Source organism: Sphingomonas sp. AP4-R1, from assembly GCF_013113735.1.
Lineage (GTDB): Bacteria > Pseudomonadota > Alphaproteobacteria > Sphingomonadales > Sphingomonadaceae > Sphingomonas_I.
This window is the reverse complement of sequence record NZ_CP053346.1, coordinates 1,565,395-1,584,150: the sequence shown is the minus strand read 5'-3', so window position 1 is coordinate 1,584,150 and position 18,756 is coordinate 1,565,395. Positions and strand designations below refer to the sequence as shown.

General features: G+C 69.0%; 23 protein-coding genes and 1 tRNA gene. 6 read left to right on the top strand and 18 right to left on the bottom strand.

Annotated features, from left to right (window positions below; translation table 11 throughout):
• Positions 1-3: 3 nt before the first annotated feature.
• The 8 genes from HL653_RS07745 to HL653_RS07710 form a co-directional block, all read right to left on the bottom strand.
• Entirely contained in the window at positions 4-891 is an 888-nt protein-coding gene (locus HL653_RS07745; RefSeq protein ID WP_171744012.1) for an SMP-30/gluconolactonase/LRE family protein, read from the bottom strand.
• Entirely contained in the window at positions 891-1,652 is a 762-nt protein-coding gene (locus HL653_RS07740; protein WP_171744011.1) for an SDR family NAD(P)-dependent oxidoreductase, read from the bottom strand. The genes HL653_RS07745 and HL653_RS07740 overlap by 1 nt, the downstream gene beginning before the upstream one ends.
• Entirely contained in the window at positions 1,649-2,806 is a 1,158-nt protein-coding gene (locus HL653_RS07735; RefSeq protein WP_171744010.1) for a fumarylacetoacetate hydrolase family protein, read from the bottom strand. Before HL653_RS07735 ends, HL653_RS07740 begins: the two co-directional genes overlap by 4 nt.
• 195 nt (positions 2,807-3,001) lie before the next feature.
• Positions 3,002-3,078, bottom strand: a tRNA-Arg gene (locus HL653_RS07730).
• 210 nt (positions 3,079-3,288) lie between these two features.
• On the bottom strand, positions 3,289-3,762 hold the full coding sequence (locus HL653_RS07725) for a DUF1178 family protein (protein WP_171744009.1): 474 nt from the start codon (positions 3,760-3,762) through the stop codon (positions 3,289-3,291).
• Positions 3,759-4,586 carry a carbon-nitrogen hydrolase family protein gene (locus HL653_RS07720; protein WP_171744008.1) on the bottom strand — a complete coding sequence of 276 codons (828 nt, stop codon included), beginning with the start codon at positions 4,584-4,586 and terminating at the stop codon, positions 3,759-3,761. The genes HL653_RS07725 and HL653_RS07720 overlap by 4 nt, the downstream gene beginning before the upstream one ends.
• Positions 4,586-4,843: a glutaredoxin 3 gene (gene grxC / locus HL653_RS07715; protein ID WP_171744007.1), complete on the bottom strand. Its 258-nt coding sequence runs from the start codon at positions 4,841-4,843 to the stop codon at positions 4,586-4,588. The genes HL653_RS07720 and grxC overlap by 1 nt, the downstream gene beginning before the upstream one ends.
• A gap of 58 nt (positions 4,844-4,901) precedes the next feature.
• Positions 4,902-5,663: a ComF family protein gene (locus tag HL653_RS07710; RefSeq protein WP_171744006.1), complete on the bottom strand. Its 762-nt coding sequence runs from the start codon at positions 5,661-5,663 to the stop codon at positions 4,902-4,904.
• A 208-nt stretch (positions 5,664-5,871) separates the two neighbouring features.
• On the opposite strand from HL653_RS07710, the gene HL653_RS07705 reads away from it, so the two are divergent.
• Entirely contained in the window at positions 5,872-6,735 is an 864-nt protein-coding gene (locus HL653_RS07705; protein WP_253717690.1) for a methyltransferase domain-containing protein, read from the top strand.
• 129 nt (positions 6,736-6,864) lie between these two features.
• Here the strand turns inward: HL653_RS07705 and HL653_RS07700 are convergent, their stop codons facing one another.
• On the bottom strand, positions 6,865-7,290 hold the full coding sequence (locus tag HL653_RS07700; protein ID WP_171744005.1) for a (deoxy)nucleoside triphosphate pyrophosphohydrolase: 426 nt from the start codon (positions 7,288-7,290) through the stop codon (positions 6,865-6,867).
• A gap of 38 nt (positions 7,291-7,328) precedes the next feature.
• On the opposite strand from HL653_RS07700, the gene HL653_RS07695 reads away from it, so the two are divergent.
• Both HL653_RS07695 and HL653_RS07690 read left to right on the top strand, forming a co-directional pair.
• Positions 7,329-7,511, top strand: a complete 183-nt coding sequence (locus tag HL653_RS07695) for a Flp family type IVb pilin (protein ID WP_171744004.1) — start codon at positions 7,329-7,331, stop codon at positions 7,509-7,511.
• Positions 7,512-7,658: 147 nt separating this feature from the next.
• A complete protein-coding gene (locus HL653_RS07690; protein ID WP_171744003.1) occupies positions 7,659-7,826 on the top strand; it encodes a Flp family type IVb pilin in 168 nt (55 codons plus the stop codon).
• A gap of 150 nt (positions 7,827-7,976) precedes the next feature.
• Here HL653_RS07690 and HL653_RS07685 read toward each other — a convergent pair whose 3' ends face one another.
• The 4 genes from HL653_RS07685 to HL653_RS07670 form a co-directional block, all read right to left on the bottom strand.
• The gene (locus HL653_RS07685; RefSeq protein ID WP_171744002.1) at positions 7,977-8,921 is read right to left on the bottom strand and encodes an acetyl-CoA carboxylase carboxyltransferase subunit alpha; all 945 of its coding nucleotides are present in this window, start codon (positions 8,919-8,921) and stop codon (positions 7,977-7,979) included.
• A gap of 175 nt (positions 8,922-9,096) precedes the next feature.
• Positions 9,097-9,999: a tyrosine recombinase gene (locus tag HL653_RS07680; protein ID WP_171744001.1), complete on the bottom strand. Its 903-nt coding sequence runs from the start codon at positions 9,997-9,999 to the stop codon at positions 9,097-9,099.
• Positions 9,996-11,816: a hypothetical protein gene (locus HL653_RS07675; RefSeq protein ID WP_171744000.1), complete on the bottom strand. Its 1,821-nt coding sequence runs from the start codon at positions 11,814-11,816 to the stop codon at positions 9,996-9,998. Before HL653_RS07675 ends, HL653_RS07680 begins: the two co-directional genes overlap by 4 nt.
• Positions 11,800-11,937: a hypothetical protein gene (locus HL653_RS07670; protein WP_171742662.1), complete on the bottom strand. Its 138-nt coding sequence runs from the start codon at positions 11,935-11,937 to the stop codon at positions 11,800-11,802. The genes HL653_RS07675 and HL653_RS07670 overlap by 17 nt, the downstream gene beginning before the upstream one ends.
• Before the next feature lie 127 nt (positions 11,938-12,064).
• Between HL653_RS07670 and HL653_RS07665 the strand changes: the two genes are divergently transcribed.
• The 3 genes from HL653_RS07665 to HL653_RS07655 all read left to right on the top strand — a co-directional run bounded on the left by HL653_RS07665 (position 12,065) and on the right by HL653_RS07655 (position 14,574).
• The gene (locus HL653_RS07665; protein ID WP_171743999.1) at positions 12,065-12,604 is read left to right on the top strand and encodes a shikimate kinase; all 540 of its coding nucleotides are present in this window, start codon (positions 12,065-12,067) and stop codon (positions 12,602-12,604) included.
• 27 nt (positions 12,605-12,631) lie between these two features.
• Positions 12,632-13,726, top strand: coding sequence for a 3-dehydroquinate synthase (gene aroB / locus HL653_RS07660; protein WP_171743998.1), 1,095 nt, complete (start codon positions 12,632-12,634; stop codon positions 13,724-13,726).
• A gap of 242 nt (positions 13,727-13,968) precedes the next feature.
• Positions 13,969-14,574, top strand: a complete 606-nt coding sequence (locus tag HL653_RS07655; RefSeq protein WP_171743997.1) for a PEPxxWA-CTERM sorting domain-containing protein — start codon at positions 13,969-13,971, stop codon at positions 14,572-14,574.
• 111 nt (positions 14,575-14,685) lie between these two features.
• Here the strand turns inward: HL653_RS07655 and HL653_RS07650 are convergent, their stop codons facing one another.
• The 5 genes from HL653_RS07650 to HL653_RS07630 are packed head-to-tail and all read right to left on the bottom strand — an operon-like array spanning position 14,686 to position 18,620.
• Positions 14,686-15,537 carry a hypothetical protein gene (locus HL653_RS07650; protein WP_171743996.1) on the bottom strand — a complete coding sequence of 284 codons (852 nt, stop codon included), beginning with the start codon at positions 15,535-15,537 and terminating at the stop codon, positions 14,686-14,688.
• On the bottom strand, positions 15,537-15,869 hold the full coding sequence (locus HL653_RS07645; RefSeq protein WP_171743995.1) for a DUF423 domain-containing protein: 333 nt from the start codon (positions 15,867-15,869) through the stop codon (positions 15,537-15,539). The genes HL653_RS07650 and HL653_RS07645 overlap by 1 nt, the downstream gene beginning before the upstream one ends.
• Entirely contained in the window at positions 15,866-17,635 is a 1,770-nt protein-coding gene (locus HL653_RS07640; RefSeq protein ID WP_171743994.1) for a cation:proton antiporter, read from the bottom strand. The genes HL653_RS07645 and HL653_RS07640 overlap by 4 nt, the downstream gene beginning before the upstream one ends.
• Positions 17,632-18,072, bottom strand: coding sequence for an iron-sulfur cluster assembly scaffold protein (locus HL653_RS07635; protein WP_171743993.1), 441 nt, complete (start codon positions 18,070-18,072; stop codon positions 17,632-17,634). The genes HL653_RS07640 and HL653_RS07635 overlap by 4 nt, the downstream gene beginning before the upstream one ends.
• Positions 18,072-18,620, bottom strand: a complete 549-nt coding sequence (locus HL653_RS07630; protein ID WP_171743992.1) for a CvpA family protein — start codon at positions 18,618-18,620, stop codon at positions 18,072-18,074. Before HL653_RS07630 ends, HL653_RS07635 begins: the two co-directional genes overlap by 1 nt.
• Positions 18,621-18,756: the final 136 nt, after the last annotated feature.

Sequence of the window (18,756 nt, the reverse complement as noted above, 5' to 3'; positions counted from 1 at the left end):
TGATCAGAGGGGGACCGTTTCCCCCCGGGCGATCATGTGCGTGGGCAAGCCGGCCACTCCCGGATCGAAACTGAAGAGATCCCCGGCCAAAGGCTGGGCCGCCAGCGCGGCGGCATCAAGCCCCTTGCGCGCGGTCGTCGCGAAGGCGGTGCGCAGATCGTCGCCGCCGAACGCGATCTTGGTGACGTTGGCGACGGGGAAGCGCACCACCTCCATCAGCCTGCCCGCCGGGTCGTAGCGCCGCACGCCCCAGCCGCCGAACAGGCCGATCCACAGGCAGCCTTCGGCATCCACCGTGGGCCCGTCGGGATAGCCGTCGGCCGGATCGATCGTCGCGAAGAGGCGCGCCTCAACCGTCTCGCGCCCGCTTTCCAGCGTCACGGCATGGATCGCGCCACCCAGCGTATCGACATGATAGAGCGTGCGCCCGTCAGGCGAGAGCGCCGGCCCGTTCGTGATCGTGACCGGCTCCAGCGACACGGTCCGCACATCGCCGTCCGCATAATGATAGACCTGCCCCGTCGGCCGGTCCTCCGCATCGTCCATCGATCCGAACCAGAGCCCGCCCCGATGGTCGACGGTCGCGTCGTTCAGCCGGTTGCCCGGCAGATGCGCCTCCACCTCGGCCAGCAGCGAGAAGCCTTCCGGCCCGAAGCGATGCAGCCCCGTCTTGAGCCCGCAGATCATGGCGCCATCGGCCGAGGGCAGCACCCAGCCCGGCGCGGCGGGCGCCGTCCAGCTCGTCAGCACCTCCGTTTCGGGATGAAATCGGTGGAGCCGGCTTTCCTTGATGTCGACGAACCACAGCGCCGCATCGCGCGCCACCCACACCGGCCCCTCGCCGAGCGTCGCCCCGACCGAGCAGAGGCTGCGAGGCGCATCGGCGGCCATCAGCGCCAGCCCGCATCCACGAAATGTTCGTGGGAGGTACACATGCGCGCATCGTCCGAGGAGAGGAACAGCACGAGCGCCGCCACGTCCGCCGGCTGGATCCGCCCGTTCAGACATTGCGCCTTCACGATCTCGGCCTCACCCTCGGGCGTGTACCATTTTTCCTGTCGCGGCGTCTGGACGTTGCCCGGCACGATCGTGTTGACGCGGATATTGTCGCGGCCAAGGTCGCGCGCGAGGCTGCGCGTGAGCCCTTCGATCGCGGCCTTGGCGGTCTGGTAGAGGATCAGTTCGTTCAGCGCGAGGTGCCAGCTGATCGATCCGAAGTTCAGGATCACGCCGCCGCCCGCGCGCTTCATCGCCGGGATCACCGCCTGGGCCGCGAAGAACATGTGGCGCAGGTTCACCGCCATCCGCTCGTCCCAGTAAGCGGGCGTCACCTGCTCGATCGTGTGGCGATCGTCGTTACCGGCGTTGTTGATCAGGATGTCGATCCCGCCCAGCGCCGCCTCCGTCCGGCCAATTGCGGCGGCCAGCGCGTCGAGATCGGTCAGGTCGCAATGCTCGTACAGCACCGGGTGCGCCGCATCGGGCGCGAGCGCCTCGACCAAAGCTTCCGAGGGCTCGTCCACCCGATCGTAGAAGGCCACGCGCGCGCCCTGCCGCACGAACGCCTCGACCAGCCCGGCGCCGATGCCGCTGCCGCCGCCGGTGACCAGCACGCGCTTGTCGCGCAGGCTGGGATAGATCGCGCCGCTCATGCCGCGTCCCCCGGCGCCAGAAGCTGCCGCCCGGCCAGATTCTGCATCAGATCCCCCACGCCGAAGCTCCACGGCGGCGCCGCCTTGGAACTGGTCACACGGTTGACGAGCCGGCCGAGCGAGGGCGTCGCGATGCTCACCACATCGCCCATCTTGTGGGTGAAGCCGCGCCCCGGCTCGTCGCGATCCTCGATCGGCGCGAACAGGGTCCCGAGGAACAGAGCGAAGCCGTCCGGATAGTGATGCTCGCTCATCGTCTGGGCGACGAGGATTTCGGGATCGCGGCTGATCTCGGCCATGCTGCTGGCGCCGGTCAGGCGATAGCCGTCCGTGCCCTCGATCACGAGATCCACCTGCGCCGCGCGCACATCGTCCATCGTGAAGCCATCGTCGAACAGGCGGATGAACGGCCCGAGCGAGCAGGAGGCGTTATTGTCCTTCGCCTTGCCCAGCAGCAGCGCGGATCGCCCCTCGAAATCGCGCAGATTGACGTCGTTGCCGAGGGTCGCACCCACCGGCACCCCATCGCGATCGGCGATGATCACGATCTCGGGCTCGGGATTGTTCCAGGAGGAATCGGAGCGGATGCCGATCTCGGCACCCCAGCCCATCGTCGAGAGGATCGGCGCCTTGGTGAACACCTCCGCATCCGGACCGATCGCGACCTCCAGATATTGCGACCACATGCCCTCTTCGATCAGGGTCGCCTTCAGCGCGGCCGCCTCGTCCGATCCCGGCACGACCGAGCGGATCGAACCACCGATACGCGCCTCCAGCCGTCCCCGCAGCGCGGCGGCGGCATTGTAGTCGCCGCGCGCGCGCTCCTCGATCACGCGCTCGATCGCGGAGACGGCGAAGGTCACGCCCGCCGCCTTCACGCATTGCAGGTCCACGGGACTGAGCAGGGTCGGCGCACCGGCGGCCCCCGTCACCACGTCCTCAAGAGGTCCGAGGGCCTGTCCGCCCTGCTGTTCCCAGCCCCGAATGCGGATCAGGTCCGCCGTCGTCGGCGCGACGCGGGACATGTCATGAAGGATGCCGTCGCGCACCAGCACGGGGCTGGGCCCCGCCGCCGTCTCGATCCGCCCCAGATAGAGACCCCGGCGCCAATCGCCTGCCGGCATCTCGCCTGTCGAGAACACCAATTCCTGCATATCCTCGCCTAATTTTGATCTTGATAGCGCTACCATGCTTAGCCTTGACCGCTGGTGTCAAGAGGGCATTCGATCGATGTGGGCGCGAGGGCCATGAAACGACGGTAAACGTTGTCAATTCGCATCGCAAATGGATGTTGCGCAGGATCGCGGCATAGTCCGCACCGCGGCAGCCCGATCGGCAAGAGAGGAAATTGGTGGTCCCGGAGGGACTCGAACCCCCGACGCCCACTTTAGGAAAGTGGCGCTCTATCCGGCTGAGCTACGGAACCACGCGCGGTTGCTTTACTGCGGGATCGCGCGGCGTGGAAGCGCTTTGCGGATGTCTAGGTTGGAAGCCTTGCCGTCAGGTTAGATCCTGCGATCCCTCAAAGAAATCCGTTCGTCCTGAGCGAAGTCGAAGGACGGGCTTCAAGCGATGTCGTGTGCAGCACGTGCTTCGACTTCGCTCAGCACGAACGGATTTAAGGTAGCCTTATGTCCTATTGCAGCCGCCCCGGCGGCACGACCGGGAACGGCAGAGGCGCCACCGGCACGCCATCCTCCACCAGCGCCCTCGCCTCATCCGGCGTGGCTTCGCCGTGGATGATGCGCTCGGGCGCGTCGCCCTCGTGGATCGCGCGCGCTTCCCTGGCGAAGCTCTTGCCGACATGCTCGCTGCCTTCCAGCGCCTTGGCCTGGGCCTCCGCCAGCGCGGTGAGCATCGCCTTGATCTCGGCCGGGGCCGGGCCGCCACCCTGCACCGACACGGGCGCGGCCGGCGCGCGCACGGGCGCCGGCAGCTGATTGCCCTTCGGCCCCACGTTGGGCGCCATCACCGCCTTGTCCACCTCGCCCGATCCGCACATCGGGCAGGAGACGAGGCCGCGATCCCGCTGCCCCTCATAATCGCCGGTCGAGCCGAACCACGCCTCGAACACATGGCCGCCGTCGCAGCGCAGATCGAACACGATCATGCCGCCACCTCGACCGGCCCGATCGCCCGCCGATGCGCGAGCGCGGGCACGCGGCCGCGCACATCGGCCACGCGGCCCAGATCCAGATCGACGAAGCCCAATGCCGCCGGCTCGCCCATGTCGAGCGCCACCTCGCCCCACGGATCGATCGCGAGCGAATGGCCATAGGTCTCGCGCCCGTCCTCGTGCCGCCCGGTCTGCGCGGCGGCGACCACGAACGCGCCCGCCTCGATCGCGCGCGCGCGCAGCAGCACATGCCAGTGCGCCTTGCCCGTCGGCACGGTGAAGGCGGCGGGCACCGCGAGGATCGTCGCGCCCGCATCGCTCAGCGCGCGATAGAGATCGGGGAAGCGCATGTCATAGCAGATCGAAAGGCCCAACCGCCCCCACGGCGTATCGACCGCCACCGCGCGCGTGCCCGGCGCATAGGCCGCCGATTCGCGCCAGCTCTCGCCGGTCGGCAGATCGACGTCGAACAGATGGATCTTGTCGTAGCGCGCGCGGATCGCGCCCGTATCGTCGATCACGAAGCCGCGATTGACGAAGCGGCCGCCCTCGCCGCCCGCCAGCGCCAGCGATCCCAGATGCACCCAGATCCCGGCCTCGGCCGCCGCCTCGCGCACCGCCGCCAGCGCGGGATCGTCCGCTTCGTCGCGGATCGAGGCGGCGCCCCGCGCGCGGTCGCGATCGATCAGCCCGCTCATCTCGGGCGTGAACAGCATGTCCGCGCCGCCGGCCTTCGCCTCGGCCACGGCCGCCACCAGGGCGGCCGCATTCCGCGCCGGATCGATGCCGGTCGTCGTCTGGAAGATCGCCGCGCGCATCAGAGCCCGAGCAGGGGATCGAGCTTGCCCGCCCGCTCCAGCGCGGCGAGATCGTCCGATCCGCCGACATGCGCGTCGTCGATGAAGATCTGCGGCACGGTGGTGCTGCCCGGTGCGCGATCCAGCATCTCGCCGCGCTTGGGGCCGCCCATCGTGATGTCATATTCCTCGAAGTCGACGCCCTTGGCCGTCAGCAACTGCTTGGCCCGCGAACAATAGCCGCAGAACATTTTCGTGTAGATTTCGACCTTGGCCATGCGCACGCTCCTGATGGCCCCACGACCTATGAGCGCAGGCCCGATTGTCAACGGATCGTCACGCTTCCGTCTCATCCCGGCCCTTCACCACCCGCGCCCAGCAGGCGATCGAGACCTCCGCCGCTCCCGCGCGCTTCAGCGCCTTCGCGCACCCCACGACGGTCGCCCCGGTCGTATAGACATCGTCCACCAGCAGGATGCGCGCGCCCTTCACGCGCGCCTTGGCCGAGGGATCCACCGCGAACGCACCCGACACGGCCCGCCTGCGCGCCACCGGCCCCAGCCCGCGCAGCAGGGGCGTGCGCTTCGTCCTCCGCAGCGCATCGATCGCGACCGTGCCGCCCACCTGCATGGCCAGAGCGCGGGCGATCAGCGCCGACTGGTTATAGCCCCGCCACCACAGCCGCCGCCGGTGGAGCGGCACCGGCACGATCAGCACGCCCGCCTCCTGCGGTCCCACCGCGCGCGCCATCAGCCGCGCCATCGTCCGCGCGATTCCCGCCCGGCCGCCATGCTTGAGCTTCAGCGCCAGGGCGCGCGCGATCGGCCCATAGGCGACGCCCGCGCGCAGCCGATCGAACGGCGGCGGATCGGCGAGGCACGCCCCGCAGCGCGAATCGGCATGCAACGCCAGCTCCAGCGGCTCGGCGCAGACCGCGCAGGCCGGCCCACCGAGGAAATCCAGCGCCTGCCAGCAGGGGAGGCAGAAAGCATGATCGTCCGCCACGATCACCCCGCAGCCGGGACAGCGCGGCGGGAGGGCGTAGTCCACCACGCGGCGGAGCAGGGCACGGGACACGTGTTGAAGCTGAACCGACATCCCCAACCCCGTTCGCACTGAGCCTGTCGAAGCCTGTCCTGAGCGCCTGCCTTAGCAGGCAGTCGAAGGGTGCCGTTCTCACCTTTCCCACCCTGCGGGAGAAGAAAAACAGTCGCCCGACACGCTCAGCACGAACCGCTTTCGGAAAAGCCCCGAATCCCCATCCCGCTCTTGTGCCGCGCCCCCGGCCGGGCGCACAAGCGCGCGCGTGACCTACCCTCCCGACATTTTCGACCGCCATCTGCGCGCCCTCCGCCGCGATCGTGCCGCCCCGAACTTCGCCGACCACGCCTTCCTGCGCGAGGCGATGATCGAGGGCCTGCTCGATCGGCTCGATTTCGTCACCCGTCCGATCAGGACTGCGCTGGATCTCGGCTGCGCGGACGGCACGCTCACCCGCGAACTGCGCGCGCGCGGCATCGAAGTGACCCCCGCCGATGCGGGCGCGCGCTTCGCCTCGGCGGCGGGCGGCGTGCAATGCGACGAGGATCGCCTGCCCTTCGCCCCCGCCAGCTTCGATCTCGTCATTTCGGCGGGCGTGCTGGACACGGTCAACGATCTGCCCGGCGCGCTCATCCAGTGCCGCCATGTGCTGAAGCCCGACGGGCTGCTGCTCGCCGCCTTCCTCGGCGCCGGCAGCCTGTCCACCCTGCGCGATGTCGTGCGCGCCGCCGATGCCGCGGCGGACGGCGCGATGCCCCAGCGCTTCCATCCCCAGATCGACGTGCCCGCCGCCGGAGACCTGCTGATGCGCGCGGGCTTCGTGTTGCCCGTGGCGGACAGCGAGGCGATGGACGTACGCTACGGCTCGCCTTTGCGCCTGATGGCCGATCTGCGCGGCATGGCAGCGGGCAACCAGCTGTCGGGCCAGCATCCGCCCGCGCTCGGCCGCGCGCGCCTGGCCGAGATCGCCCGCCTGTTCGCCGAACGCGCCGATCCCGACGGCCGCACGCGCGAGCGCTTCACGCTGATGTTCCTCACCGGCTGGGCTCCCGGCCCCAATCAGCCGCAGCCCGCCAGGCGCGGATCGGCCACAGCCAGCCTCGCCGCTGCGCTCAAGGCCACGTCCTAGTGCCGGTTCAGCTTTGCTGAACCGGGGCGGCACCGGCCCGCTCCCCCACCCGACCTCCCACAGAGTAAGCTGATTGGGAGGTCGGGTGGGGGAGCGGGCCGGTGCCGCCCTGCGCCGACAGGCGCATTCTCACAAAAGCGCTTCCAGCAGCCCGATCAGCGGCCGATCCGCCGGTGGCATCTCCAGCCCGTGCAGGTCGATCGGCCGCACCCAGCGCAGTTCCGGGCAGTGGAGCGGCTGCGGGATGCCGCGCCATTTGCGACACACGTAGAGCAGCAGGATCAGGTGGCGGCCGCCCAGCGGCTCGCTGGCGAAGGCGGCGGGCGCGAGGCAGCTGTCCCACGTCTCGATTCCCAGTTCCTCGGCCAGTTCGCGCACCAAAGCCGATTCGGGCGTCTCGCCCGGCTCCACCTTGCCGCCGGGAAATTCCCACAGGCCCGCCATCGGCTTGCCCTCGGGCCGACGCTGCACCAGCACGCGGCCGTCCGCATCCACCATCGCGGCGGCCACCACCAGCAGCCGATCGGCCGAAAAGCTTTCTTTACTCGGGATCATTACGAAGCGCCCTGCATGAACGGAATACGGGCATAGGCATGGTCAGGCTGGGACGGAAGCTGTGGCGCGATGCGCGCGGGGCGACCGCGATCGAATATGGATTGATCGTCTCGCTGATCGTGATCGCGATCGTGGCCGGCATCTCCAGCGTGGGCGGGGCGACCGGAAATCTGTGGGGCAACATGTCCAACAAGGTCGCCGCCGTCACGCCCAATTCCTGACACCGGGCGGCAGCCGCAAACTTTCTTAGCATTAAATGTTCGGAAACCCCTGCCTCCCTATAGGGGTCATCGCTGTCACGATGAGCCGGGGGCTGGCGGGTCAAGGCAGACATCGATTCGGTACATGGGCTTGCGAGGAGCAATGATATGATGAAGATCCGTAACTTCCTGAAGAACAGCAAGGGCGCGACCGCCATTGAATACGGCCTGATCGCGGCCCTGATCGCCGTCGCCGCCATCGGCGCGATGTCCACGCTCGGCACGAAGCTGAAGAACACCTTCAGCAACGTCTCGAACAACATGAACGCTCAGTAAGATCCTCTGATCTTCTGAACGGAAAGAGGGCCGGCGCGGGAAACCGCGTCGGCCCTTTCTTTTTGCCACGTCGAAACGGCGGGCGCACCCTCCACCGCATTCCTGCGAACGCAGGAGTGCGGCGAGCATCCGTAAAACCTTGGCCTGTCTTCAGCCTATCGCCAGGAACTTGTCCCGCCGCGCGCGCAGCAGCTCGGCCGGGGACATCGCCTCCAGCGTCGCGAGTTCCTCGCCGATCGCGGCGCCCAGCGCGGCGATGGCGGCGGGCCGGTCGCGATGCGCGCCGCCCACGGGCTCGGGCACGATCCGGTCGACCACGCCCAGCTTCTCCAGATCCTGCGCGGTGATCTTCATCGCCTCGGCCGCGTCCGCCGCGCGATCGGCGGTGCGCCACAGGATCGAGGACGCGCCCTCGGGCGAGATCACCGAATAGATGGCATGCTCGAACATCAGCACGCGATTCGCGCCCGCCAGCGCCACGGCACCGCCCGAGCCGCCCTCGCCCACGATCACCGCGACGATCGGCACCTTCAGTTCCAGGCACATTTCGGTCGAGCGCGCGATCGCCTCGGCCTGGCCGCGCTCCTCCGCCTGCACGCCGGGGAAGGCGCCCGCCGTATCCACGAGCGTCACCACCGGCAGGCCGAATCGCTCGGCCAGCTGCATCAGGCGGATCGCCTTGCGATAGCCTTCGGGCTTGGCCATGCCGAAATTGTGGCGGATGCGGCTGGCCGTATCATCGCCCTTCTCATGGCCGATCAGCATCACCCGGCGCCCGCCGATGCGCGCGAGCCCGCCGATGATCGCCTGATCGTCGGAGAAAGCGCGGTCGCCCGCCAGCACCATGAAATCGCTCGCGATTCCGGCGACATAATCCTTGAAGTGGGGCCGCTCCTGATGGCGGGCCACCTGCGTCTTCTGCCAGGGCGTGAGCTTGGCATAGAGATCGCGCAGCGCCTTGTCGGACTGCTGCTGCAGTTTCGCGACTTCGGCGTCGATCTTCAGGGTGGAGTTGGCGTCCGCCGTCTCGCGCAGCTCGTCGATACGTGCGCGCAGCTCGGCGACCGGTTTCTCGAAATCGAGGAAGGCGACCATAAGGCCGGGCGGTTAGGGACAGCCGGCGCGCCCGTCAATGTTCGCGGCCTTCCAAGGCCCCACCCGCTCCGTTCGCCCTGAGCCTGTCGAAGGGGCCGTCCTTCTCTTTTCCAAGGCAGCGGAGAAGCAAGGACAGTGCTTCGACAGGCTCAGCATGAACGGAGGTGGAGAGGCGCTAGGAATCCACCCGCCCCCGATCCGCCAGCGGATGGCGCGCATTGACCAGCTCCACCAGTCGCCGGCTATCCACATGCGTATAGATCTGCGTGGTCGCGATATCGGCATGGCCCAGCATCGTCTGCAGCGCGCGCAGATCCGCGCCCCCCTCCAGCAAATGCGTCGCGAAGGCGTGGCGCAGCACGTGCGGGCTGATCCGGTCGGGCGCTATCCCCGCCTCGCCCGCCAGCTCGCGCACCAGCTGATACAGCCGCACCCGGCTGAGATGGGTCTTGCCCGAGGGGAACAGCCACAGCCCGCCCGGCGGCAGCGTCGCCACGTAAGCCGCTACCGCCGCGCGCGCACGATCGGAGAGCGGCACCAGCCGCTCACGCCCGCCCTTGCCCTTCAGGATCAGGAAGGGCTGGTCCCCCCGCATCACGTTGCGCGGCAGCGACACCAGTTCGGTCGCGCGCAGCCCGGACCCATAAAGCAGCTCGAACAAAGCGGAGAGACGCAGCGCATTGGGCGTCGGCATCGCCGCCAGCCGCGCGTCGATCGCCGCGAACAGCCGATCGACATCCTCATGCCCCAGCACCTTGGGCAGGGACCGCGCCGCACCCGGCCGGGGCAGAGCCTCCGAGGGATCGTCCGCCCGCAGGCCTTCTTCCGCCAGAAAGCCGAAGAAGCGCCGCAGGGCCGAGGACTTCCGCGCCACGGTCGAGCGGGCCAGCGGCATCCACTCCTCCGCCAGCCCCTGCAGAGCCGCGGCATCGGCGCTGCCCAATCGCCCTTCCAGATGCGCCGAAGCCCCCTCCAGATCGGTACGATAGGCCATCAGCGTATTGCGCGCGGCCCCAGCCTCGGCCGCGAGCATCTCCAGAAAGCGATCGATCAGCTGCCTGTCAGCAGCCTCGGTCATAACCGCGTCATGGCCTCGGCGGCGATCATCCGCGCTTCGCCATCCAGCCCGACCGCCCGCAGCGCCCCGATCATCCGATAGAAATCCGCCGGCGCCACGCCGCTCCACGCGGGCGTCTGCATGCCGGTCGCCACCAGCATCGCCACCGTGCCCGGCTGATTGTCCGTCACCGCCCGATCCAGCGCGCGGCCATAGGCGGTGCGCGCCGACAGCGGCAGCTCCAGATCCTGCGCGATCTGCGCGGCATCGGCCGACGACAGACGCCCTTCCGCCGCCAGCGCCGCCACCAGCATCGCCACCCGGTGCTTGCCGTCGTCGCCCGCCGCCTTGGCGATCGCGCGCACGCGCTTGGCATCGATCGCCACGCCTGGGCGCGGCGCGCCCACCGCGATCATCGCCCAGGCGCGATCCGCCTCGTCGCCGCTCGCCTGCCCGATCACCCCGGCCCAGCGATTGGCCTGCGTGTCGAGCCCGGCCGAAAACATCGATCCCAGCAGGTTCGCCAGATCATCCTCACGATCGGAGGAAGGCGTGATCCGCCCCGCCGCCCGCGCCGTCGTGATCAGCGAAGCATAACGATCGCGCTCGGTCGGCTCGGCATCGCCCACGCCCTTGTCCCACAAGGCATGCATCGCCGTCAGACGCGCGGCATCGTCGTCGCCGCGATAGGCGGCGCGCAGGCGGCCGGACGGGCTCTGCGTATCGACATCACCCGCCTCGTCCATCACCCGGCCATAGAGATCGACCAGTTCGCTCGACGAGACCGTGCCCAGCACCGCCGCCGCGCGCGCGGGCGCGACCCGGTCGGCCGCCGCCAGCATCGGCGCACGCGCCAGCCAGCCCTGAAACCAGGCCGGTGCCGCATCCAGCAGAGCCTGCGGGATGATCAGGTTCAGCGCGGTCGCCAGGCCGAACCGCCAGTCGGTCAGCGTATCCACCGCCGTCCAGTCGATCGTCACCGCGCGCCGGCCGCCGCCGCCCGCCCCCACGATCCGCTCGGCCAGCGCATGATCGATCGGATCGCCGGGCGGCGCACGGCCGATCGTGGCGTTGGCGGTGGCGAGATCGCCCGACATCGCCGCGCACATCGCGCGCACCATCGGCCAGATCGGCTGGCTGCCGATCGTCTCCGCCCCGTTCGGCAGCGGGCAAAGCCCCGCCGGATCGCTCGTGGCGAGCGCCGTCTGCATCGCCACGCGGCGCAGGCGCGGGCTGAAATTCTCGACGTCGACGCCCTGGACCAGCACGCGCGCGGCATCCGCCTCGCCCATCCGCAGCAGAAGCGCGGCGCGATCCGCCACCCAGTCCGCATCGCCCTCGCCCGCGGGGGCCGGCGTCGGCGCGAGCAGCATCCGCCGCAGCATGATCTCCGCCCAGCGCGACGCGATCGGCGTCTGCACCAGCCGCATCAGCGTGGTGAGGTAGCGCCCGTCCACTTCGCCGAACGCCTGCGCGCCATAGCCGGCGTCGATCCCGATCCGGTCGAGCGGGCGGCGCGCGGCCGGGGGCAATTCCTCGGGCGGGGGCGGCGGCGCGGCATCGGACGCATTGGCCATGCCGTCCAGCGGCAGCTCCGTCGGCGGCGCGGCGGGGGCATCCGGCAGCAACGGCGCGGGCGACGCGGCCGCAGGCGCGCTTCCTCTCGACGCGGGCGCGGCGGGAGCGGATGGTGCGGCCGGGGCCGGTGGCGGTGGGCTGTTGAAGCCCGGCGGCAGCAGCGATTCGGGCGATTGCTGCCCGATCGCGGGCGCGATCAGCGCGCCGCCGGCCAGAAGCGCGGCGACGAGCGCGATGTGCGCCTTACTTGGCCGCTTCATTGCTGAGCGGCCGTTCGACCCGCACCTGCGGCACTTCGCGATCGAGCGAGGCGAGCGCGAACAGCCCCCCTGCGAGGATAACGATCAGCACGATCAGGATCAAAAGCGGACGCGGCATCATATCTCCCATCGCCGGATGCCGATCCTGATGGATCGCATCGCGGCGCACTTTACCAGTTCGACGGCGCCTCCGGGCGCCACGCAGGGGGCTTTTGCCCGAGGCGGGGCGGCTGTGTATAGCCCCCGCCATGTCCGCAGTCCCTGCAGCCCGCCGCCATGCGGCAGACCGTTCGGTCGTCCTCGTCGGATTGATGGGCGTCGGCAAATCCACGATCGGCAAGAGGCTGAGCGGCCGGCTCGGCCTGCCCTTCGTCGATTCCGATCACGAGATCGAAAGCGCCGCCGGCCTGTCGATCAGCGAGATTTTCGCGCGCTATGGCGAAGCCGAGTTCCGCGCGGGCGAGCGGCGCGTGATCGCGCGCCTGATCGAGGGGCGGCCCAAGGTGATCGCCACGGGCGGCGGCGCGTTCATGAACGAGGTCACGCGCGGGCTGATCCTGGATCGCGCCACCGCCGTGTGGCTGGATGCCGATATCGATGTGCTGGCCGATCGCGTCCGCCGCCGTCCCGGCTCCCGCCCCCTGCTCAACGGCCGCGATCCGCGCGAGGCGCTGGCCGATCTCGCCGCGATCCGCAATCCGATCTACGCGCAGGCGCACATCCATATCAAAAGCCAGCCCCTGCCCCATTCGGCGGCGGTCGAGGCGATCGTAAAAGCATTGGCGTGAAAGCATTGATGTGAGGGCATGGGTCGCATGAAGGAAATCACGGTCGGACTGGGCGACCGCAGCTATCCGATCCTCATCGAATCGGGCCTGCTGGCTCAGGCCTCCACCCATATCGGCCGCTTTGCGCGCGGCGGGCGCCTCGTCATCGTCGCGGACGAGACTGTCGCCGCCGCCCAATTGCCCGCGCTCGCCGCCGGGCTGGATGGCATCGCGCTCGAGACGATCATCCTGCCGGCCGGTGAAGGCACCAAGAGCTGGGCGATGCTGGAGCGGCTCACCGATCGGCTGATCGATCTGGGCGTGGAGCGCAGCGACCGGATCGTCGCCTTCGGCGGCGGCGTGATCGGCGATCTCGTCGGCTTCGCGGCCAGCATCCTGAAGCGCGGCTGCGGCTTCGTGCAGATCCCCACCAGCCTGCTCGCGCAGGTGGACAGCTCGGTCGGCGGCAAGACCGCGATCAACAGCGCGGCCGGCAAGAATCTGGTCGGGGCCTTCCACCAGCCGGACATGGTGCTGATCGATCCCGCCGTCCTCGCCACCCTCCCCCCGCGCGAGCTGCGCGCCGGCTATGCCGAGGTCGTCAAATACGGCCTGATCGACGATGCCGCCTTCTTCGACTGGTGCGAGACGCACGGCGACGACGTGCTGGCGGGCGACCCCGCCGCGCTGACCGAGGCGATCGCTTATTCGGTCGCCTCCAAGGCGCGCATCGTCGCCGAGGACGAGCGCGAGACGAGCGGCCGCCGCGCCCTCCTCAATCTCGGCCATACGTTCGGCCACGCGCTCGAGGCCGAGACGGGTTTCTCGGACGTGCTGCTGCACGGTGAGGCGGTCGCCTGCGGCACGGCGCTCGCCTTTCGCTTCTCGGCCGCGCAAGGGCTGTGCAGCGAGGAGGATGCCGCCCGCGTCGGCTTCCATCTCGCCCGCTCCGGCCTGCCCTCCACGCTGTCGGAGGCGCATGTCGATACGGACGGCGCGACGCTCGTCGCCCACATGGCGCACGACAAGAAGATGGAAGGCGGCAAGCTCCCCTTCCTGCTCGCGCGCGGCATCGGCCAGACCTTCCTCGCCAAGGATGTCGATCTGGCCGAGGTGGCGCGTTTTCTGGATGGGGAACGCTAAATCGGTATCCGTCGTCGCAAGCACGGGCCGGAACGCGCCACGCCCTCGCGAAAAGGAAATCGGCCCGCCTGTTTAGATGAGAATGATAAGGCCGATTCGGCAGTATAAATCCTGTTCAAGTACAGTGCCGCTATTCGGATTTTAACCGCGCTCAATAGTTGCGCTTTATTTTTGCTAACTATCTGTTAGCCCTGCTGGGGATCGACCATCGAATGCGGCCGATTCAAGGGGGGAGAACATACGTGAAAATTGCTATTCTCGCTGCTGCCACCGCGCTGGCGCTCACCAGCACGGCCGCCGATGCTGCCGTCGATATCTATGTCAGCCAGACGAGTGGCGGCGTACTCATGCAGGTGATCGGCACGCTCGACCTGACGGGCCTTGTTTCTACCGGCGTACAGCGGACGAGCGGCAATACGGTGCGCGGGCGGGATAATGCCTTCCTGTTCGTGGGGCAGGCCGGGCAGACCATTGAGGGCTACACCGGCTTTACCGGGCCGAGCATATTCGGCAGCCAGCTCAACACGTCCACGTCAGGTGGCACGGGCACGGCGTTCGGTTTCAACACCGGCTTCACCCCGATGCAGATCTTCCTGCCGCTCGGTTTCGTGAGCGGCGGTGCGGTCAATTCGGCCGCCACCTACACGTTCCTCACGATCGCCAGCATGGAACTGATCGTCGGCAATTACACCTACACGTCGGCGGCCGATTCGATCTCGCTGCATATCGGCCAGGCGGCGCCGTCCGCAGTCCCCGAGCCGGCCAGCTGGGCGATGATGGTGGCGGGCTTCGGCCTGCTCGGCGCCGCGATGCGCCGGCGAACCACGGTCCGCTTCGCCAAGGGTTGACGTCTTTACTGCCCGGTGGGGCCACCCGCCGGGCAGCAGGCAACCCGCGATCGGCAGCATGGCACAGGCTTGACGGACGACGGACTCACGCCGGGGCCAGACGCCTCGAAATCAGTCCGCTCCCACCAATCGCGCCGGCCTGAACCCCCCGCGCTTCTTCCACGTCAGCAGGCCCGGCCGGCCATGCTCCAACGCGCCGTAGAGCAGCACGCGCATGCCCCGCATCGCCTCGGCCTCGCCCGCGATCGCCGCCTGCGTGATCGCGCGGTGGAGCAGTTGCATCACGCCCTGATCCAGATGGTCCTTGTGGCCCATGATCTCGGTGTAATGGCCGATATCGCCCATCCGCCACATCTTCACGAACGCCACCAGCCGCTCGCCCACCTCCACCTCGCCTTGTTTGTGGCCGGGCTCGGGCAGGAACACGCCCCACCAGATGATCCAGTGCATCGGGCAGGTCGGCCAGCCGAACTGGTAAAGCTCGGTCGCGGGGGTGGCGATATGCTCGGGTTTCAGAAACCAGTAATCCAGCACCGGCCCCGCCGACCGCATTCGCATCGAGGTGCGGATCGCGTGCACGTCATGCACGTGGTTCTGGATGAGGAAGGGCCGCGCCGCATAGCCCGCCCGCTCCGCCTTGCGGATCTTGGGCAACGTGCGCGAGGAGCGCGCCTTGAGCGTCGCGTCGAACGCCTTCGCGTCGGGATAATCCGCCAGATCGATCACCATCGGCATCAGCCGCGTGCGCTCGTTCGCGCCGGCACGCGGCGAGACGTAACGCTCGATCAGGCGCGGCGTCGGATCCTTCACCAGCGGGCAGGGCTCGCGGCAGTCGGCGGGCCGCCGCCAGTCGATCGCGATTTCGGGCACGGCCCCGTCGAAGCCGAGCGCCGCCAGCCGCTTCCTGCGGAGCGCGAGCGCCAGCACCGGCTCCACCAGCCGCTGATACAGACGCAAGCCCATCAGCGTCGCAAGGCGACGAACAGCCAGCCCGCGATAATGCCCAGGCCACCCAGCGGGGTGACGGCGCCCAAGATGTGCGGCGCGCCCAGCGCCATCGCATAGAGCGTGCCCGCGAAGATCGCGCTGCCGCCCAGCATCGCCCACGCGCCGATCCCGGCCATGCCCGCCAGCGCGAGCGCCAGCACGGCGACGGCATGCACCATCTCATAGACGGCACCCGTCTTCAGCCATTCGGCCGCCACGCCCGTCGCTCCGTGCGCGCCATAGGCGCCGGCCGCCACCGCCACCGCACCGGAGAGCGCCGCCAGCCGACCGATCAGGGGCAGGCTCATGGCGCGCGCTGCTCGCCGGGCGGAGGGGAGGATGAGAATGCGATCGACCGGGCCTCTTCCGCGAACAGGCCCTTTTCCAGCTGGATCCGCAGACGCGCCTTGTCCTTGGTGCGATACGCCGCCTCGATCTCGGCCACCTTCTGATCGTCCACGCCCAGCGAAGAAAGCGCGCGGCGGCCCATCACCACCGCGGATTCGAACACCTCGCGGATCACGTCCGCCGTATCCAGATCCTTATATTCGATCAGCGCCCGCCGATCATAAGCGCGCACGAAGATCGAGGCCTGGCGGAACGTCTTCAGCGCCAGCTGCAATTCCTCCCGGCTCAGCTGATCCTTGTCCATCGCGAACACGATCGCGCGCGCATCCTTGGCATTGGCCTGCTTCAGCAGGTCCAGCCGCGTGCCGTCGCCATAATAGACCTTCAGGCCGAAGCGGGCGGCGACATCGATCATCTCCGCATCCGAATCGATGATCGTCGTCTCGAAATCCGCCGCCATCAGCATCTGCGCCACGGTCTGGCCGAAGCGCCCGTAGCCGACGATGATCGCGCTCGGCTTGGCGCCGCCGTCCAGCCCCTCCAGCTCGGCGTGCGAACCGGCATCGACCCGCGCCTCGTAGAAGCGGCGCGCGATCATTATCAGGAACGGCGTGGTCGCCATCGAGAGCGTCACCACCGCGCCCAGCAGGCTCGCCGCCTCGGGCGCGACCAGCATCGCCGCCTGCGCCTGCCCGAACAGCACGAAGCCGAATTCGCCGCCCTGGCTCAGCAGCAAACCGAGCGCGACCGACTGGCGATGCGGCAGGCGGAACAGGCGCCCGATCCCGTAGATGATCGTCGATTTCATGACGACCACCGCGATCGCCAGCCCGATCACGAACAGGGGCCGCTCGGCGATCGCGTGCAGATCCAGCATCATGCCGATCGCGACGAAGAACAGGCCGAGCAGGATCGTGCGGAACGGATCGACATCCGCCTCCAGCTCGTGCCGATAGGGGCTGTCGGCCAGCATCACGCCCGCGACGAACGCGCCGAGCGCCGTCGAGAGGTGGAAATAGTCCATCACCCCCGCCGCCGCGAGCACGGTGAAGAGCCCCGCCGCCACGAACAGTTCGCGCTCGCCCAGCCGCCCGATCAGCCGGAACAGGGGATTGAGCGCATAGCGGCCGACCGCGATCAGCCCGACCACCGCCACCACCGTATAGACGGCGAGCAGCCAGCCCGGCGGCGCGGACGGATCGGCCGGCGCCCGGCTCAGCGCCGCGATGATCGTGATCAGCGGCACGATCGAGAGGTCCTGGAACAGCAGGATCGAGAAGGCCCGCTCGCCGAACGGCGTGTTCAGGCGCCCGGCCGACTGCAGCATCGGCAGCACCTGCGCGGTGGAGGACAGCGCCAGAGGCAGGCCCAGCGCGATCGCGGCCGCCATCGAGAAGCCGGTGAAATAGAAGACGATCGCGGAGAGCGCGACGCCGCACGCCACCACCTGCACCGCCCCGAAGCCGAAGATGTCGCGCCGCAGCCGCCACAGTCGGGTCAGATTGAGTTCCAGCCCCACCACGAACAGCAGCAAGGTGATGCCCAGTTCCGCGACGCCGATCTTGCCTTCGGCATCGCCCACCAGATGCAGACCATGCGGGCCGATGATCGCGCCCGCGATGAGATAGCCCAGCGTGGCGCCCAGCCCCAGCCGGCGGAACAGCAGCACCAGCGCCAGCGCCGCGCCGAGCATCACGATGCCGTCGCGAATGCTTTCCTCCGTCATGCCGCGTCCGCCCGACGCGCCTGCGCCACCGCCTCGGCCACCGCCTCGAAGGCGAGGCGGATCGAGGCGTGGCGGGCGCTGTGCGCGCGCGCCGGTTCGAAAATCTCCAGGCCGGGCCACGCGCCGGGATCGTCCCGCTCGACCGCGAGATAGGCGGTCAGCGCGTCGCGCGCCTCCGCCAGCTCCGGCTCGTTGCGGCCGATTGCGTGGGCGCTCATCAGCGAGGCCGAGGCCTGCCCCAGCGCGCAGGCGCGCACCAGCAGGCCGATCTCCGCGATCCGCCCCTCGCCGTCCAGCGCCACGTCCACCGTCACGCGGCTGCCGCAGACGGGCGAGCGCCGCTCGCTCGTGCCCTGGGGTTCGGCCAGCCTCTCGTGATGCGGGATGCTCGCCGCCAGCCGCAGGATCGTCGCGTTATAGAGGGTCGCCGCCGCCATCAGACCGCGCCGTTCGACTGGGCATTGTCCAGCCGATAATCCTGCTTGGTCGTATCGCCGCGGCGCACATGCACGAATTCGATGATCGCCCGCCCGCTCGCGCTCAGCAGCGGATAGGTGCGCGAGGTGCGCAGCCATTCGGGCCGCTGGGCGTCCTTGCCCGCCCACACGTCGTAGACGAGGTTGATGCCCAGATAGGCGACGGTGGCGATCAGCAGGCCTTTGAGGGCGCCGAAGCCGAAGCCCAGCAGCCGGTCGATCGGCCCCAGCACCGAGCTGCGCGTCCGCCTGCCGACCATGTCCGCCACGATCCGCCCGCCGAAGAAGACGAGGCCGAAGATGAAGACGAAGGCGACGACGGCGGCACCGCCGCCCGATCCGATGAGCGGGGCCAGGAATTTCGTGGCGGGCGTATGGAGCATCTTCAGCGCGAAGATCGCGAAGCCCCACGCGAACAGCGACAGCACCTCGCTCACGAATCCGCGCAATCCCCCCAGAATCGCGCCGCCGCCGAGCAGCAGGAGGACGAGGATGTCGAGCGTGGTCATCGCCCCCGCTCCTAACGCGGGGGCGGCGGTATGGCGAGGGGCGTTGGCCTCGCTCACTCCACTCCCATCGTCATTCCCGCGAACGCGGGAACCCAGCTCAACGGTTGCTGCTGGGTTCCCGCGTTCGCGGGAATGA

Bases quoted from the DNA above. Each gene is read 5' to 3' on its own strand.
- HL653_RS07745 (WP_171744012.1), bottom strand. From the start codon at position 891: ATGGCCGCCGATGCGCCTCGCAGCCTCTGCTCGGTCGGGGCGACGCTC.
- HL653_RS07740 (WP_171744011.1), bottom strand. From the start codon at position 1,652: ATGAGCGGCGCGATCTATCCCAGCCTGCGCGACAAGCGCGTGCTGGTC.
- HL653_RS07735 (WP_171744010.1), bottom strand. From the start codon at position 2,806: ATGCAGGAATTGGTGTTCTCGACAGGCGAGATGCCGGCAGGCGATTGG.
- HL653_RS07725 (WP_171744009.1), bottom strand. From the start codon at position 3,762: ATGATCGTGTTCGATCTGCGCTGCGACGGCGGCCATGTGTTCGAGGCG.
- HL653_RS07720 (WP_171744008.1), bottom strand. From the start codon at position 4,586: ATGCGCGCGGCGATCTTCCAGACGACGACCGGCATCGATCCGGCGCGG.
- grxC (WP_171744007.1), bottom strand. From the start codon at position 4,843: ATGGCCAAGGTCGAAATCTACACGAAAATGTTCTGCGGCTATTGTTCG.
- HL653_RS07710 (WP_171744006.1), bottom strand. From the start codon at position 5,663: ATGTCGGTTCAGCTTCAACACGTGTCCCGTGCCCTGCTCCGCCGCGTG.
- HL653_RS07700 (WP_171744005.1), bottom strand. From the start codon at position 7,290: ATGATCCCGAGTAAAGAAAGCTTTTCGGCCGATCGGCTGCTGGTGGTG.
- HL653_RS07695 (WP_171744004.1), top strand. From the start codon at position 7,329: ATGGTCAGGCTGGGACGGAAGCTGTGGCGCGATGCGCGCGGGGCGACC.
- HL653_RS07690 (WP_171744003.1), top strand. From the start codon at position 7,659: ATGATGAAGATCCGTAACTTCCTGAAGAACAGCAAGGGCGCGACCGCC.
- HL653_RS07685 (WP_171744002.1), bottom strand. From the start codon at position 8,921: ATGGTCGCCTTCCTCGATTTCGAGAAACCGGTCGCCGAGCTGCGCGCA.
- HL653_RS07680 (WP_171744001.1), bottom strand. From the start codon at position 9,999: ATGACCGAGGCTGCTGACAGGCAGCTGATCGATCGCTTTCTGGAGATG.
- HL653_RS07675 (WP_171744000.1), bottom strand. From the start codon at position 11,816: ATGAAGCGGCCAAGTAAGGCGCACATCGCGCTCGTCGCCGCGCTTCTG.
- HL653_RS07670 (WP_171742662.1), bottom strand. From the start codon at position 11,937: ATGATGCCGCGTCCGCTTTTGATCCTGATCGTGCTGATCGTTATCCTC.
- HL653_RS07665 (WP_171743999.1), top strand. From the start codon at position 12,065: ATGTCCGCAGTCCCTGCAGCCCGCCGCCATGCGGCAGACCGTTCGGTC.
- aroB (WP_171743998.1), top strand. From the start codon at position 12,632: ATGAAGGAAATCACGGTCGGACTGGGCGACCGCAGCTATCCGATCCTC.
- HL653_RS07650 (WP_171743996.1), bottom strand. From the start codon at position 15,537: ATGGGCTTGCGTCTGTATCAGCGGCTGGTGGAGCCGGTGCTGGCGCTC.
- HL653_RS07645 (WP_171743995.1), bottom strand. From the start codon at position 15,869: ATGAGCCTGCCCCTGATCGGTCGGCTGGCGGCGCTCTCCGGTGCGGTG.
- HL653_RS07640 (WP_171743994.1), bottom strand. From the start codon at position 17,635: ATGACGGAGGAAAGCATTCGCGACGGCATCGTGATGCTCGGCGCGGCG.
- HL653_RS07635 (WP_171743993.1), bottom strand. From the start codon at position 18,072: ATGGCGGCGGCGACCCTCTATAACGCGACGATCCTGCGGCTGGCGGCG.
- HL653_RS07630 (WP_171743992.1), bottom strand. From the start codon at position 18,620: ATGACCACGCTCGACATCCTCGTCCTCCTGCTGCTCGGCGGCGGCGCG.